The organism is Micromonospora sp. NPDC050495 (assembly GCF_040655175.1).
Classification (GTDB): Bacteria; Actinomycetota; Actinomycetes; order Mycobacteriales; family Micromonosporaceae; genus Micromonospora.
The window spans coordinates 1-14997 of sequence record NZ_JBFAJK010000006.1 but is presented as its reverse complement, the minus strand read 5'-3'; the positions used below and the strand labels follow the sequence as shown (position 1 = coordinate 14997).

At 74.2% G+C, this 14997-nt stretch carries 12 protein-coding genes and 1 pseudogene; 7 read left to right on the top strand and 6 right to left on the bottom strand.

The genetic code is table 11. The features are described 5' to 3' along the window. The first annotated feature begins 53 nt into the window (after window positions 1-53). Both AB0I11_RS09310 and AB0I11_RS09305 read left to right on the top strand, forming a co-directional pair. Window positions 54-1511: a PLP-dependent aminotransferase family protein gene (locus AB0I11_RS09310; RefSeq protein WP_357315972.1), complete on the top strand. Its 1458-nt coding sequence runs from the start codon at window positions 54-56 to the stop codon at window positions 1509-1511. Between the two features lie 82 nt (window positions 1512-1593). Next, on the top strand, window positions 1594-2901 hold the full coding sequence (locus tag AB0I11_RS09305; protein WP_357315969.1) for a low temperature requirement protein A: 1308 nt from the start codon (window positions 1594-1596) through the stop codon (window positions 2899-2901). A gap of 117 nt (window positions 2902-3018) precedes the next feature. On the opposite strand, the gene AB0I11_RS09300 is transcribed toward AB0I11_RS09305, so the two are convergent. The 3 genes from AB0I11_RS09300 to AB0I11_RS09290 all read right to left on the bottom strand — a co-directional run bounded on the left by AB0I11_RS09300 (window position 3019) and on the right by AB0I11_RS09290 (window position 6729). Continuing rightward, a complete protein-coding gene (locus AB0I11_RS09300; protein WP_357315966.1) occupies window positions 3019-4845 on the bottom strand; it encodes a long-chain fatty acid--CoA ligase in 1827 nt (608 codons plus the stop codon). A gap of 139 nt (window positions 4846-4984) precedes the next feature. Next, a complete protein-coding gene (locus AB0I11_RS09295; RefSeq protein ID WP_357315963.1) occupies window positions 4985-5935 on the bottom strand; it encodes a terpene synthase in 951 nt (316 codons plus the stop codon). A gap of 164 nt (window positions 5936-6099) precedes the next feature. Next, window positions 6100-6729 carry a TIGR03085 family metal-binding protein gene (locus tag AB0I11_RS09290; protein ID WP_357315960.1) on the bottom strand — a complete coding sequence of 210 codons (630 nt, stop codon included), beginning with the start codon at window positions 6727-6729 and terminating at the stop codon, window positions 6100-6102. A gap of 219 nt (window positions 6730-6948) precedes the next feature. Here AB0I11_RS09290 and AB0I11_RS09285 point away from each other — a divergent pair, with 219 nt between their 5' ends. Together AB0I11_RS09285 and AB0I11_RS09280 are read left to right on the top strand one after the other, a co-directional pair. Next, window positions 6949-8871, top strand: coding sequence for an ABC transporter ATP-binding protein (locus AB0I11_RS09285; protein ID WP_357315957.1), 1923 nt, complete (start codon window positions 6949-6951; stop codon window positions 8869-8871). Window positions 8872-8927: 56 nt separating this feature from the next. Beyond that, window positions 8928-10715: an ABC transporter ATP-binding protein gene (locus AB0I11_RS09280; protein ID WP_357315954.1), complete on the top strand. Its 1788-nt coding sequence runs from the start codon at window positions 8928-8930 to the stop codon at window positions 10713-10715. 458 nt (window positions 10716-11173) lie between these two features. Here the strand turns inward: AB0I11_RS09280 and AB0I11_RS09275 are convergent, their stop codons facing one another. From AB0I11_RS09275 to AB0I11_RS09265, 3 genes are read right to left on the bottom strand one after another with little or no spacing between them, the layout of a single operon-like run. After that, entirely contained in the window at window positions 11174-11773 is a 600-nt protein-coding gene (locus tag AB0I11_RS09275; protein ID WP_357315951.1) for a TetR family transcriptional regulator, read from the bottom strand. Then, a complete protein-coding gene (locus tag AB0I11_RS09270; protein WP_357315948.1) occupies window positions 11773-12528 on the bottom strand; it encodes an ABC transporter permease in 756 nt (251 codons plus the stop codon). The genes AB0I11_RS09275 and AB0I11_RS09270 overlap by 1 nt, the downstream gene beginning before the upstream one ends. Further along, on the bottom strand, window positions 12525-13250 hold the full coding sequence (locus AB0I11_RS09265) for an ABC transporter ATP-binding protein (RefSeq protein ID WP_357315945.1): 726 nt from the start codon (window positions 13248-13250) through the stop codon (window positions 12525-12527). The genes AB0I11_RS09270 and AB0I11_RS09265 overlap by 4 nt, the downstream gene beginning before the upstream one ends. A gap of 103 nt (window positions 13251-13353) precedes the next feature. On the opposite strand from AB0I11_RS09265, the gene AB0I11_RS09260 reads away from it, so the two are divergent. The 3 genes and pseudogenes from AB0I11_RS09260 to AB0I11_RS09250 all read left to right on the top strand — a co-directional run. Beyond that, window positions 13354-13743, top strand: a complete 390-nt coding sequence (locus tag AB0I11_RS09260; RefSeq protein ID WP_357315941.1) for a MerR family transcriptional regulator — start codon at window positions 13354-13356, stop codon at window positions 13741-13743. Beyond that, a complete protein-coding gene (locus AB0I11_RS09255; protein ID WP_357315938.1) occupies window positions 13740-14744 on the top strand; it encodes an aldo/keto reductase in 1005 nt (334 codons plus the stop codon). The genes AB0I11_RS09260 and AB0I11_RS09255 overlap by 4 nt, the downstream gene beginning before the upstream one ends. Window positions 14745-14813: 69 nt before the next feature. Further along, window positions 14814-14997 (top strand): annotated as a pseudogene (locus tag AB0I11_RS09250) (phosphoribosyl-AMP cyclohydrolase); the annotation flags it as partial.

Here is a 14997-nt window from a genome sequence, read left to right as displayed (position 1 = left end):
CCACCCTAGGTGCCAATCTCGGTCGAGACAGAGCCAATTTGAGAGGGGTGGCCATGACCAGTCAGGTGCGCGGCAGCCAATTGGCGCGGCTCCTGGGTCAGTGGCATGCGCTCCCCGGCCGCCGGCGCAGCCCCGACTACGCGGCGCTCGCCGCCGCCGTCCGGGGCCTGCTCGCCGACGGCCGGCTCCCGCTCGGGGTACGCCTGCCGGCCGAACGGGAGCTGGCCGAGGCGCTGCGGATCAGCCGGACCACGGTCACCGCCGCCTACCGGGAGCTGCGCGAGAGCGGGCACCTGGCCAGCCGCCGGGGCGCCGGGAGCTGGACCATGTTGCCCGGCACCCACCGGGTGGCCAGCACCGGGCTGTGGACGCCGCTCGACGACCGGGACATGATCGACCTCGGGGTGGCCGCGCTCGCCGCCCCGCCGCAGCTGGTGCCGGCGGCTCGGGCCGCCGCCGAGGACCTGCCCCGCTACCTCGGCGGCGCGGGCTACCACCCGACCGGCATCGTCGAGCTGCGCGAGGCGGTGGCCCGGTCGTACACCGCCCGGGGGCTGCCGACCAGCCCCGAACAGATCATGGTCACCAGCGGCACCCAGCACGCGCTGGATCTGGTGCTGCGGCTGGCGCTGGCGCCCGGCGGCGGGGTGCTGGTGGAGTCGCCGACCTATCCCAACGCGCTCGCCGCGCTCGCCGCCCGGCGGGCCCGGATCACCACCCACGGGCTGGCCACCGACGGCGACGGCTGGGACGCCGACCTGCTGCTGGGCAGCATCCGGCAGGGCCGGCCGAAGCTGGCCTACCTGATCCCGGAGTTCCAGAACCCCACCGGCCACCTGATGGGCGCCGAGCTGCGCGAGCGGCTGGTCGGCGCGGCCCACGCGGCCGGCACCGACCTGGTCATCGACGAGTCCTTCGTGGACCTGCCGCTGGACGGCACCGAGCTGCCCCCGCCGGTGGCCACCTACGACCGGCACAGCCGGGTGATCAGCATCGGCGGGATGAGCAAGCCGTACTGGGGCGGGCTGCGGATCGGCTGGGTGCGGGCCTCCGCGCCGCAGGTGCAACGGCTCGCCGCCGCCCGGGTCGGCGTCGACATGGCCAGCCCGGTGCTCGACCAGCTCGTCGCGGTGCACCTGCTCGGCGACGCGCCGGCCATCGTGGCCGCCCGGCGGGCCCAACTCGCCGCCCAGCGCGACGCCCTGGTCGGGGCGTTGGGCGAGCGGCTGCCGGACTGGCGGGTCAGCATCCCGCGCGGCGGGGTCACGCTCTGGGTCGAGCTGGACGGCCCGATCTCCAGCGCGCTGGCCCGCGCCGCCGAGGAGGTCGGCGTACGCCTGGCGCCCGGACCCCGGTTCGGCCTGGACGGCACCCTGGAACGATTCCTGCGGCTGCCCTTCACCCTGCCCGCCGCGGACCTGGTGGAGGCGGTCGGCCGGCTCGCGGCGGTCCGGTACGACCTGGACCGGACCGGCCGCCCCCAGTGGCGGGAACCCTCGGTCATCGCCTGAGCGGGCCTGGCGGCCGGCCCCGTTCCGGTACGGTTCGCCGGATCGGCACCGGCGCGGGGCCGACGCTGCGCAGACTGCCCGGGTGGGGAACGGCGGGGGTGGCCGGTGGTCGCGGGTCGTGCGGCTCGCCGGGCCGGGCGCCCGGACCAGCCGGGTGGAGCTCTTCTACGACCTGGTCTTCGTGTTCGCGTTCCTCAACGTCACCACCCTGACCGCCACCCGGCTCACCCCGGCCAATCTCTACCGCTGTCTGCTGGTGCTGGCCCTGCTCTGGTGGTCGTGGAGCAGCTTCGTCCGCCTGGGCAACGCGGTCCGCGCCGATCAGGGCGTGCTGCCGGTGGTCGGCTTCATCACGGTGGGCGCCACCTTCCTGCTGGTGCTCAGCGTGCCGTCGGCGTTCGTCGACCGCCCCGGCGGGCTGAACGGCCCGCTGGTCTTCGCCGCCTGCTACCTCGTGATCCGGCTGACCCAGCTCGCGGTCTTCGGCTGGGTGGAGCGCACCCACCCGGCCCGACGCCAGTCGCTGCTGCCGCGCGCGCTGGTGCCGACGACGGCCACCGCGCTGCTGGTGGTCGCCGGCACCGTGCCGGCCCGGCTCGCCGACCGGCGAACCGCCGTGCTGCTGCAACTGGCCCTCTGGACGGTGGCGATCGTGGTGGAGTACGTCGGCGGGACCATCCTGGCCCGACGGTGGTGGGTGGTGACCTCGGCCGGGCACTGGGCGGAACGGCACGCACTGATGGTGCTCCTGGCGCTCGGCGAGTCGATCATCGCGCTCGGGCTCGGTCCGAAGACCGGCCTGCCGCTCGCCGGACCGGTGGCGGTCGGCGCGCTGCTCGGCATCGCGATCGTGGCGGTGCTCTGGTGGGCCTACTTCGACACCCTGGCCGATGCGCTGGAACAGGCCTTGCACCGGGCCCGTGACCCGGCCGTGCGACGCCGGCTGTCCCGAAACGTGTACACGTTCCTGCACCTGCCGCTGATCAGCGGCGACATCCTCTTCGCGCTCGGCCTCAAGGACCTGCTCGCCGAGGTGGCCGAGCCGACCACCCCCACCTGGGGGGCGCCGCTGGGCGGCTTCTGGGTCGCCGTCTTCTACGGCGGGGTGGCTCTCTACCTGCTCAGCCTGGCCGGCTGCGCGCTGGTGGCCCTGCACGACGTGCGCTGGTCGCTGGTCGGCACCGTGGCGGTGCTGGCGGTCGTCGCCCCGTTCGCCGCGCCGATCCCGGAGCTGGCCGCGCTCGGCCTGCTGGCGCTGATCACCACCGTCGGGGTGGCCGTCGAGACGCTCAGCGAGGACGGCCGGCGGCGCCAGGTCCGGCACCTCGCGCTGGAGGAGCAGATCGCCGCGGAGACCGAGCACAGCCGCTGGCGGCGGCACCACCTGTGACCGTGCCGGCCGGCACGCGGCGGCGGCACCACCGGTGACCGCGCCGGGCGGGCGGTACGCGGCGGCGGCCGCACCCCGGGACGGAGGGGCACGGCCGCCGGGCGCGGCGGCAGCTCGCTACAGCTCGGCGAGGGTGCCCGCGTACATCTTGTCGATCTCGCCGGCGAAGTTGGTCTCCACGCTCCGGCGCTTGATCTTCAGCGACGGGGTGACCTCGCCGTCCTCGATGGTGAGATCCCGGGGGAGGATGGTCACCTTCTTGATCGTCTCCCAGCGGTTGAGCCTGGCGTTCAGCTCGGCCACGTACCCCTCGACCATCGCCTGCGCCTCCGGCGAGGTGACGATGTCGGTGTAGTCGCGCCCCTCCAGCGGGGTGCCGGCGGCCCACCCCTTGATTGCGTCCGGGTCGAGGGTGACCAGCATGGTGCAGTAGTTGCGGGCCTGCCCGATCACCACCGCCTGCGAGGTGTACGGGCAGACGGCCTTGAACATGCCCTCGATGTGCGACGGCGCGATGTACTTGCCGCCGGAGGTCTTGACCAGGTCCTTCTTCCGGTCGGTGATGCGCAGGTAGCCGTCGTCGTCGAGGCTGCCGATGTCCCCGGTACGGAAGAAGCCGTCCTCGGTGAAGGCCGCGGCCGTCTCCTCGGGGAGGTTGTGGTAGCCGCGCATGACCGGCTTGCCGCGGACCAGGATCTCGCCGTCGGTGTCGATCCGGCATTCCAGGTCGCCCATGGCCCGGCCCACGCTGCCGATCTTCAGCCCGTCGGGTGGGTTGACGAACGCGCCGGCGCTGGTCTCGGTGAGGCCGTACCCCTCGGAGATGGGCAGGTTCGCGGCCGCGAAGAAGGTGGCGATCTCCTGGCTCAGCGGCGCCGCGCCGGAGACCAGCACCCGCATCCGGCCGCCGAGCCGGGCCTGGAGCTTGCTGAAGACCAGCTTCTCGGCCAGCGCGTACTTGAGCTTGAGGCCGCCGGGCACCGGCTTGCCGGCCTGCTCCAGCGCGACCTTCTCCTTGCCCACCCGGACGCCCCAGGCGAAGATCTTGGCCTTCGCGCCGCCGGCGCTCTGCGCGGTGGTGACCGCCTTGTTGTAGACCTTCTCGAAGACCCGGGGCGCGCCGCACATCAGCGTCGGGCGGATCACCCCGAGCAGCTCGACCAGCTTGTCCACCCGGCCGTCGACGTAGGTGGGCAGGCCGACGTGGGTGGCGCCGCAGAGCAGCGTCTTGCCGAACGAGTGGGACAGCGGCAGCCAGAGGTACTGCAGGTCGTCGACGTGCAGCAGGCCCAGCTCGGCCTGCGCCACCCCCTCCCAGCACCAGCCGCCGTGCAGCAGCTCGACGCCCTTGGGCCGGCCGGTGGTGCCCGAGGTGTAGATCAGGGTGGCCAGGTGGTCCGGGCCGATCCCGGCCACCAGCATGTCGATCAGGTCGGGCTCGTTGGCCAGGGCCTGCGCCCCCCGCTCCTCGAGCTGGGCCAGGGTGAGCTGCGCGACGGCGGCGGCCGGGTCCGGCTCGCCGTCGAAGAGCACCACGTGGGTCAGCGCCGGCAGTGCCGCGCCGGCGAGCTTGGCCGCCTGGGCCGGGTTCTCGGCGAAGACCACCTTCGAGCCGGAGTCGGCGATGATGTACGCCGCGTCCTCCGGCTCGGTGGTCGGGTAGACGGTGGTGGTGGCGCCGCCGGCGCACATGATGCCGAAGTCGGCGAGCGCCCAGTCGAGCCGGGTGTTCGCCAGGATCGCCACCGGATCCTCCAGGCCGACACCGAGCCCGTGCAGCCCGGCCGCGATGGCCTTGGCGCGCTGCCCGACCTGCTCCCACGTCAGCCAGACCGGCCCCGAGTCGTCCGGGGCGGGATGGGCGAAGGCGTGCCGGTCGGGGGAGTCCGCCACGCGCTTGAGAAACATGTCGGGTACGGAACGGTACGGTACATCGAGAGCCATCGCTGTAGCCGCCTTCAGGGTGGAGGGACGTGACGGGGGTCACGCCGTTCTGCGGTTACCGAAGAGTATTGCCTCGACCCGCGCAGCGGCTAGCCCTCCTGGCCTGCGTCGACCGCCCGCCACCGGCGGGGTACGCCGATCAGGCGTACCGGGTGGCGGCCAGCGACCAGTCGTAGGTGGCCCGGATCCAGTTGCGGCGGGTGGCGAGGAAGGCCCGGACCCCTTCGTCGCCCTCGGCGGCCAGCACGGCCTCGCGTTCGGCGTATCCGGCCAGCGCCTCGTTGAACCGGGCGGCCGCGGCGTGCAGGGCGTCCTGCTCGTCCCGCCCGCCCTCGGCGATGATCGTGGCGACCAGGTTGTGCCCGTCCCGCTCGCCGCTGCGCTCCTTGCCGTACGAGAAGAGGTCGTTGCACCAGCAGACCAGGTCGGCGGCGAGGGCGTCCAGGGCGGTCAGGGCGGGATCGGCCCGGCGCCCGGCGCTCGGCAACGCGTCATGGGCCAGGTCGGTGAGGGTGAAGCTGGGGCCCACCCCGCCGGTGTGCCGGCGCATCTGGACGTACTCGGCCACCCCGGGCACCCGCTGGTGCTCCCGGTTGGCCGCCTCCCAGAGCAGCGCGAGCAGGTACTCGCGGAGCTGGCTGACCAGGCGCAGCAGCAGGGTGGGCCGCTGCCGGGCGCGGGCCCGCCGGCAGAGGTCGTCCAGGGCCAGCCCGAGCGGGCCGGACCCGGTCGGGCGCGGCACGTCCGGGTCACCGTGCCGGTCGAGCACCGTGAGCAGTCCCGCCACCACCGGCGCGAGCCGGGTCGGACTGGCCGCCAGGCCGTCCTCGTCGCAGGCGTCGTCCAGCACGAACAGCCAGGTGATCAGGTCGCTGAGCAGGCACAGCCGATCCACCGGCGCGTCCGGGCAGGCCCGGGCGGCCAGCTCCGCGGGGCTGGCCCCGCCGAGGCGGCGCAGGGCGTCCGGAGTGCCGACCAGGCCCAGGTCGCGCGCCCACCCGAGGCTCGCCCCGGCCGCCAGCTCGACGGCGGCGTGCCGGCGGGCCGGAAAGGGCGGCTCGCGCAGGGCCGAGACCGCGAAGCTCCGCATCCGTGCTCCCTCGTCTCGCCGCCCCGGCGGTGGGCGGCGGGCAGGAGCGTACGGCACCGGCATTCGGCACGGTCGATGGGGGTGAGGTGATTTCACATTCCGCCGCGGGGCGGCGGCCCCAGACCCGGCGACCACGGCGGCCGGTCGATCCCCGATCGTCCTGGTCAGAAGCCCAGCGGGGCGCTCCGCAGCCGCTCGGCCGGCGCCGCCGGCCCGTCCACCTGTACCCGGGCCACCCGCTGCCGGCCGGAGAGGAAGAGCACCAGCTCGCCCGGGGCGCCCACCAGCCGCAGCCGCTCGCCGCCCCGGCCGACCTTGCGCTCGCCGAAGCCGGGCGCCTGCACCAGCAGGTCCGCCGGGAAGCGGCGCAGCGCCGTGCGGGCCAGCAGCGCCCCCCGCCGCCACAGCGCCGCGTTCAGCCCGGCCGGCAGATCCCGAGGGCGCCAACCGGACTGCGCCCGCCGCACGTCCTCGTGGTGGATGAAGAACTCCAGGGTGTTGACCAGCTCGTCGGTGAGCGGGTTGCTCACCGGGCTCCACCGCGGTGGCCGCCGGACCCGTGCCACCAGCTCCGGGTACGGCCCGGCGGCCAGCCGCCGGCGGACCGCCTCGCCGTAGCGGCGCAGCGGCGGCAGCACGATCCCCCCGGCGGCGTCCGGCCGGCGCTCCCGCACCACCAGGTGCGCGGCCAGGTCGCGGGTGGTCCACCCGTCGTTGATCGTCGGCGCTTCCGGTCCCAGGTCCAGCAGCAGATCGGCCAGCGCCTCGCGCTCCGATCGGGCGTACCGCGGCATCCCCCGATCGTACGGCCGGACGCGGCCGGCGGCTCGCCCGGCGCGGCGGCACCCCGCACCGCCGGATCGCGGCACCCGGCCGGCGGCGCACCCGCGGCCCTGCTCGCCGCGGGGTCGCGGCGGGACGTGACGGTGGACATATCCCTGCCGGGTCGGCGGATCTCGCCTCGACCGGTAAGGATGAGGGGGCAAAATTGCGGCTTACGGCGGGGGAGAACGTTGGCGAGCGGGACAAGTCGGGACGTCCTCGGCAGCGGGTTTCGGGTGCTCGGCCGAGCGATCCGGGAACAACCGCGGATCTTCGCGGTCGCGGTGACCGGCAGCGTGCTCTTCGGCCTCATGGTCATCGCCAGCGCGTACGTCATCGGCGGCGTGGTCGGCAAGGTCGTGGTGCCGGCCATCGCCCGCGGCTCGGTGGCCGGCGGCACCCTCGCGCTGGCCGCCGCAGCGCTGTTCGGGATCAGCCTGCTGCGGGTGGTCGGCATCTTCGGCCGCCGGCTCGGCGCCGGCTACATGCAGTACCGGCTCCAGGCCGCGTACCGCCGCCGGGTCACCCGCCGCTACCTCGAGCTGCCGCTGGCCTGGCACCACCGCAACGCCACCGGGACCCTGCTTTCCAACGCCAACTCCGACGTGGAGGCGGCCTGGTACCCGATCGCGCCGCTGCCGTTCGCGGTCGGCACCCTGGTGATGCTGGTCGGCGCGGTGGTCTCGCTCTTCCTCACCGACTGGGCGCTCGCCCTGGTCGGCCTCGCGGTCTTCCCGGCGCTGTTCGCGCTCAACGTGGTCTACTCGCGCCGGATGGCCCCGCGCCAGGCCCGCGCCCAGCGGTTGCGCGCCGAGGTCAGCGGCATCGCGCACGAGAGCTTCGACGGCGCCCTGGTGGTCAAGACGATGGGCCGCGAGGCCCAGGAGACCGACCGGTTCGCCGCCCGCGCCGGCGAGCTGCGCGACGCGCTGATCGCGGTCGGCAAGCTGCGCGGCGTCTTCGACCCGATGCTGGAGACCCTGCCCAGCCTCGGCACCCTCGCCGTGCTCGTGGTCGGCGCGGTGCGGCTGCAGCAGGGCGCGATCAACGTCACCGAGCTGGTCAGCGTCGCCTTCCTCTTCACCGTGCTGGCCTTCCCGGTCCGCGCCATCGGCTGGGTGCTGGCCGAGCTGCCGCGCAGCGTCGCCGGCTGGGACCGGGTCCGCCGGGTGCTCGACGCCACCGGCGAGATGCCGTACGGCACCCGGACCCTCGACCCGGCCACCCCGACGCCGGCCACCCTGGCCTTCCACGACGTGCACTTCGGCTACGAGCCGGCCGAGGCGCACCTGCCCGGCACCGAGGTGCTCGGCGAGGTCAGCTTCACCGTGCCGGCCGGCCGGACCGTCGCCCTGGTGGGGCCGACCGGGGCCGGGAAGTCCACCATCGCCTCCCTGGCGGTGCGTCTGGTCGACCCGCGCGCGGGCACGGTCACCGTGGACGGGGTCGACGTGCGGGAGCTGACCGCCGCGTCGCTCGCCTCGACCGTGGCCCTGGTGGCCCAGGTGCCGTTCGTCTTCGACGACACCGTCCGGGCCAACATCAGCCTGGACCGCCCCGGCATCGGCGATGACGAGGTCTGGGCGGCGCTGCGGCTGGCCGAGGCGGACGGGTTCGTGGCGGCCCTGCCCGACGGGCTGGACACCATGGTCGGTGAGCGGGGCACCTCGCTCTCCGGCGGGCAGCGGCAGCGGCTCACCCTGGCCCGGGCGCTCGCCGGCCGCCCCCGGCTGCTGGTGCTCGACGACGCCACCAGCGCCGTCGACCCGCGGGTCGAGGCGGCCATCCTGGCCGGGCTGCGCGCCCCGGCCGGGCGGACGTCGGCCGATCCGGAGCACCGGTCGCCGACGCCGGATCACGGCGGCGGCGCGCCCGCCTCGATCCTGGTGGTCGCCTACCGGCGGGCCACCATCGCCCTCGCCGACGAGGTGATCTACCTGGAGCACGGGCGGGTGCTCGCCCGCGGCACCCACGCCGAACTGCTGGCCACCGTGCCCGGCTACGCCGACCTGGTGACCGCGTACGAGCAGGCCGAGCAGGAACGCGAGCAGCAGCACAGCTACGACGAGGTCACCCCGCTGACCTCCGGCCTGGAAATCGAGGTTGACCGGTGAGCGCGAGGAGTGAGCCGGGTCTGCGAGCCCCGCAGTCGCGAACGGAGACCGACACGGTGAGCGCGAGTGTGGAGGCGGACCGGCCGGCCGAGGCGACCGAGTCGACCTGGCGGACCCTGCGCCGCGGCCTGGCCCTCTCGCCGGAGCTGCGGACCGGCCTGGCCGGCACGCTGGTGCTGGCGCTGATCTACATGGTCGGCCGGGTCGCCGTGCCGGTGGCCGTGCAGCGCGGCATCGACCACGGCATCGTGGGCGGGCTCGACCTGAACGTGGTGTCGCTGACCGTGATCGCCACCGCCGCGGTGCTGGTGGTCACCACCACCTGCGGATACCTGATGATGCGGCGGCTGTTCACGGTCAGCGAGACCGCCCTCGCCGCGGTGCGTACCCGGGCGTTCCGGCACGTGCACGACCTGTCCATGCTGCACCAGCAGTCCGAGCGGCGCGGCTCGCTGGTCTCCCGGGTGACCAGCGACGTCGACCAGATCACCCAGTTCCTCCAGTGGGGCGGCGTGATCCTCATCGTCAACCTGGGCCAGCTCGTGGTCACCACCGCCGTGATGCTCGCGTACTCCTGGCAGCTGACCCTCGTGGTGCTCGTCGCGTTCGCCCCGGCGGTGCTGGTGATCCGGCTGCTGCAGCGCCGGCTCGCCGGCGCGTACGGCCTGGTCCGGCAGCGGATGGGCACGCTGCTCGGGACGATCGGCGAGAGCGTGGTGGGTGCCCCGGTGATCCGGGCGTACGGCATCGCCGGGCGGACCGCGCGGCGGCTCGACACGGCGATCGAGGGGCAGCGGCAGGCCCAGCAGAGGGCGATCCGGATCAGCATCCTGGGCAGCTCGGTCGGGGAACTGGCCGCCGGGCTGGCGCTGGCCGGCGTGGTGGTGGTCGGGGTCAACCTGGGCGTGGACCGCACCCTGTCGATCGGCCAGCTCACCGCGTTCCTGTTCCTGGTGACGCTCTTCATCCAGCCGGTGCAGATCGCCACCGAGGTGCTCAACGAGGCGCAGAACGCGATCGCCGGCTGGCGTCGGGTGCTGGACGTGCTGGACGTCGCCCCGGACGTGGCGGACCCGGGAAAGCAGGGTCGGGAGCTGCCGGCCGGGCCGTTGGACATCCGGTTCGCCGGGGTCACCTTCGCCTACCCCGGCGGGCCGCCGGTGCTGCACGAGGTGGCTCTGGATATCCCGGCGAAGAGCCGGGTGGCCGTGGTCGGCGAGACCGGCAGCGGCAAGACCACCTTCGCCAAGCTGCTCACCCGGCTGATGGATCCCACCGAGGGCGACGTGCTGCTCTCCGGCGTCCCGCTGCGCGACCTGCGCTTCGACTCGCTGCGTTCCCGGGTGGTGATGGTGCCGCAGGACGGCTTCCTCTTCGACACCACGGTGGGGGAGAACGTCCGCTTCGCCCGGCCGGAGCTGACCGACGCGCAGCTCACCGCGGCCTTCACCGAGCTGGGCCTGGCCGACTGGCTGGACGGGCTGCCGGCCGGCCTGGACACCCAGGTGGGGGAGCGCGGCGAGGCGCTGAGCGTCGGCGAGCGGCAGCTCGTCGCGCTGGCCCGGGCGTACGTGGCCGACCCGGACCTGCTGGTGCTCGACGAGGCGACCAGCGCCGTCGACCCGGCCACCGAGGTACGCCTGCAGCGCACCCTGGACGCGGTCACCCGGGGCCGGACCACGCTGGCCATCGCCCACCGGCTCTCCACCGCACAGGCGGCGGACGAGGTGATCGTGGTGGACCGGGGCCGGATCGTGCAGCGCGGCCCGCACGACGTGCTGCTCCGGGATCCGGACTCCGTCTACGCCCTGCTCTACGCCTCCTGGCTCGAACAGACCCGCTAGCCCTCGGCTCGATGTCTGCCTGCCGGTGGGTGCCCGGCGGGGTCGGTGCCTGCCGCCCCCGGCACCGGAACCCGACCGGCGGCGATCCTCAGGGTGAGGGCCGTGGTGAGCGTCACTGCTGGCGGCGCCCGCGCCTCCACATCGGCGGGAGTTGTGTCAGCTGGGCGCCTGTGGAGCTGATATCAAGAACGACTCACGACGGCGCGGCGGATGGGCTGGCAACCCGCTGGAAACGCCGGCGCGGCTGGTCCAGGCGGCGCCGCGAGTCGTTTCTGATCTCAGCTCCACAGTGCGCGGCAGCGTAGGGCCGCCCGCCGCCCGCCGCCCGCCGCCCGCAGCCCGCAGCCCGCCGCCCGCCGCCCGCAGCCCGTCGCGCGCCGCCCGCCGCCCGCGGCCCGTCCGGCGAGCCCGGCGCTGTCCGGCGCGCGCCCCGCGCTGCCGGCCGCGCGCCCCGCGCCTCAGCCCGGATCCAGTGGGCCGGTGAGGTAGCGCTGGAGGGTGGGGCCGATGGTGGCGGCCAGGGTGTCCACCGGCGCGGAGGCGACCGGTTCGAGGCGGATCACGTACCGCATCATGGCCAGCCCGGCGACCTGGGTGGCCACCAGCGCGCCCCGCAGCGGCACCTCCGCCGGGTCCAGGTCGAGCTGGTCGACGACCCGGCGCAGGATCTGGGTGACCAGGAACTCGCGGAGCAGGCGGGCCGTCCACTGGTTGCTCATCGCCGAGCGGAGCAGGGCCACCGCGGCGGGGCCGACCGGGGAGTCCCAGGCCGTCAGGAAGGTGCGGACCAGCCGCTCGCCGACCTCGTCCCGGCCCCCGGCCAACACCCGGGGCACCAGCTCGGCCGGGTCCACCGGGATCGCCACGGTGGCCCGGAACAGCTCCTCCTTGGTGCCGAAGTAGTGGTGCACGAGCGCGGGGTCCACCCCGGCGGCGGTGGCGATCGTCCGGATCGAGGCGGCGTCGAAGCCGCGCTCGGCGAACGCCGTCCGGGCCGCCGCGAGGATGGCCTCCCGGGTGTCCGGGTTGCCGGGCCGCCGGCCGGTGCGCCGGGCCATCACCCGCTGCGCCGGCGCAGCGTCGCGGCGGCGAGCACCAGGGCGGCCACCGCGGCCGCGGCCACGATCGCCACGTCGCGCCACATCGTGGCGGTCGGATCGGCGTGCGCGCCGACCTCCTGGAGCGCCTCGACGGCGTACGACAGGGGCAGCACATCGCTGATCGCCTGGAGCCAGCCGGCCATCTCGCCGCGGGGCACGAAGAGCCCGCAGAGCAGCAGCTGCGGCAGCACCACCACCGGCATGAACTGCACGGCCTGGAACTCGGTGCGGGCGAAGGCGCTGCAGAACAGCCCGAGCGCGACGGCGAGCACCGCGTTGACGGCGGCGATCATGATGACGAGCCCGATACTGCCGGCGGTGGTCAGGTCGAACACCCAGTACGCCACGGCCGAGGCGACGCTGGCCTGGACCACACCGGCCAGGCCGAACGCGATGCCGTAGCCGAAGAGCAGGTCGAGCTTGCCCAGCGGGGTGGTGAGCAGCCGTTCCAGCGTGCCGGTGGTGCGCTCGCGCAGCATGGCGATGCTGGTCACCAGGAACATGATGATGAACGGGAAGAAGCCCAGCATGACCAGCGCCACCCGGTCGAAGAGCGTGGGCTGCCCCGGCGGGGTGGGCTGGTCGACGTACATGAAGTAGACCAGCGTGAGCAGCACGGTGGGGACCACGACGAGCAGCGCCACGGTCCGCTTGTCGTGCCGGAGCTGGCGCAGGATCCGCCCGGTGGTGGCGGCGAGGATGCGTGGGTTCATGAGCTGGCCTCCTGCTCGCTCGCCTTGATCAGGCGGAGGAACGCCTCCTCCAGGTCGGCCACGCCGGTGCTGGCGCGGACCGCGGCCGGGGTGTCGTCGGCGACCAGCCGGCCGTCCCGGATGAGCAGCAGGCGGTCGCAGCGGCCCGCCTCGTCCATCACGTGGCTGGAGACCAGCAGCGTGGTGCCCGCGGCGGCCATGGCGTGGAACCGGGCCCACAGGTCGGCCCGGAGCACCGGGTCCTGGCCCACGGTGGGTTCGTCGAGGATGACCAGCTCGGGGTCGCCGACCAGGGCGCAGGCCAGCGAGGCGCGGCTGCGCTGGCCGCCGGAGAGGTTGCCGACCAGTTGGCCGGCGGCGCCGGCCAGCCCGACGTCGGCGACCGTCTGGTCGGCGTGGGCGTGGTCGCGCCCGTGCAGGGCGGCGAAGTAGCGGGCGTTCTCCCGGACCGTGAGGTCGGCGTACACGCTGGGGGCCTGGGTCAGGTAGCCGACCCGGCGGCGCAGGTCGGCCGCGCCGGCGGGCCGTCCGAGCACGGTGACCGTGCCCGCGGAGACCCGCTGCACCCCGACGATCGCGCGCATCAGGGTGGTCTTGCCGCTGCCGCTGGGCCCGAGCAACCCGGTGACCGTGCCGCGGGGCACCGCGCACGAGATGCCCTGGAGCACCCGCCGCCGCCCCCGGTCGACCACCAGGTCACGGACCGACACCGCGTCGTCCATGGCCGCCTCCGAAACTCATCAGGTGATGAACTCAACGGTAGTTGAATTGTGTCCCGCCGCACAAGGTTGACTTCGAGTGCCCTCGAACTGGAAGCCTGGGAGGGTGGACATCAGCACGCGGGAGATGAGCCTCACCGTCGGTGAGGCGGCGGAACGGGTCGGCCTGACCACCTACACCCTGCGCTGGTACGAGCAGGAGGGCCTGGTCGCACCGGTGGGGCGGGACTCGGCGGGCCGGCGGCGCTACACCGAGTCCGACGTCAACTGGCTGTTCCTGCTCACCCGGCTGCGTCGCACCGGGATGCCGGTGCGGGACATGCGCCGCTACGCCGAACTGGCCCGGCAGGGCGACCGGACACTCGGCGCCCGGCGCGCGCTCTTCGAGGCGCACCGGGGGCGGGTGCTGGCCCGGATGGCCGAGCTGACGGAGGACCTCAAGGTGCTCGATTACAAGATCGACGCGTACCGACGGGCGGAGGAGGAGCTGTCTTGATCAAGCGACGGATGGGTGCGACCGGGCCGGAGGTCTCGGCGATCGGGCTGGGCTGCATGGGCATGAGCTACGCCTACGGCACCGCCGACGACGCCGAGTCGACGCGTACCCTGCACCGGGCTCTCGACCTGGGGATCGACCACCTCGACACCGCCGACATGTACGGCTTGGGCGCCAACGAGCGGCTGCTCGCCCCGGTGCTGCGGGCGCGGCGGGACGAGGTCTTCCTGGCCACCAAGTTCGGCAACCGGACCAGCGGGGACAGCTTCGCCGGCACCGGCACCCCCGGCGCGTACGTGGACAGCAGCGCGGCCTGGGCCAGGCAGGCCTGTGACGCCTCGCTGAGCCGACTCGACGTGGACACCATCGACCTCTACTACCTGCACCGGCGCAACCCGGACACGCCGATCGAGGAGACCGTCGGCGCGATGGCCGACCTGGTCCGGGCCGGCAAGGTACGCCTCCTCGGCCTCTCCGAGGTCAGTCCCGCGACGCTGCGCGCCGCGCACGCCGTGCACCCGATCGCCGCCGTGCAGATCGAGTACTCGCTGTTCACCCGGGACGTCGAGGCCGAGATGCTGGACACCTGCCGGGAGCTCGGGGTGTCCCTGGTGGCCTACTCGCCGGTCGGCCGGGGCCTGCTCACCGGGGCGATCACCAGCCGCGAGCAGCTCGCCGCCGACGACTGGCGGCGGAACGTGCCGCGCTTCGCCGAGGGCAACCTCGACGCCAACGTGAAGCTGGTCGAGGCGGTACGCGAGGTGGCCGCCGAGCTCGGCTGCACCCCGGCCCAGGCCGCGCTGGCCTGGCTGCTCGCCCAGGGTGAGGACATCCTGCCGATCCCCGGCACCAAGCGGGTCCGCTACCTCGAGGAGAACGCCGCCGCGGCCGGCATCCGGCTCACCCCGCAGCAGCGGGACCGGCTCGGTGCCGCGGTCCCGGCCGGCTCGGTCTCCGGGGAAAGGTACACGCCGGCAGGAATGCGAACGGTCGGGCACTAGGTTCGCACCGGACACCACGTCCGGCATCCGTCATTGCGGTGAAGATCGGACGTCCGGCACGATGACGCGGTGGGTCCCGCTCCGTTGCCCGAGACCGGATTCTTCGACGACTGGGCCGCCCGTCTCCGGCAGGCCGCGGACCGTCCCGTCGTCGGGATCATGCTGCGTGGCAGCCATGCCCGCCGGGCCGCCACCGAGCACAGCGACGTGGACGTGGACGTGCTGGTCGTCCTGGACGACGAGCACGACCACG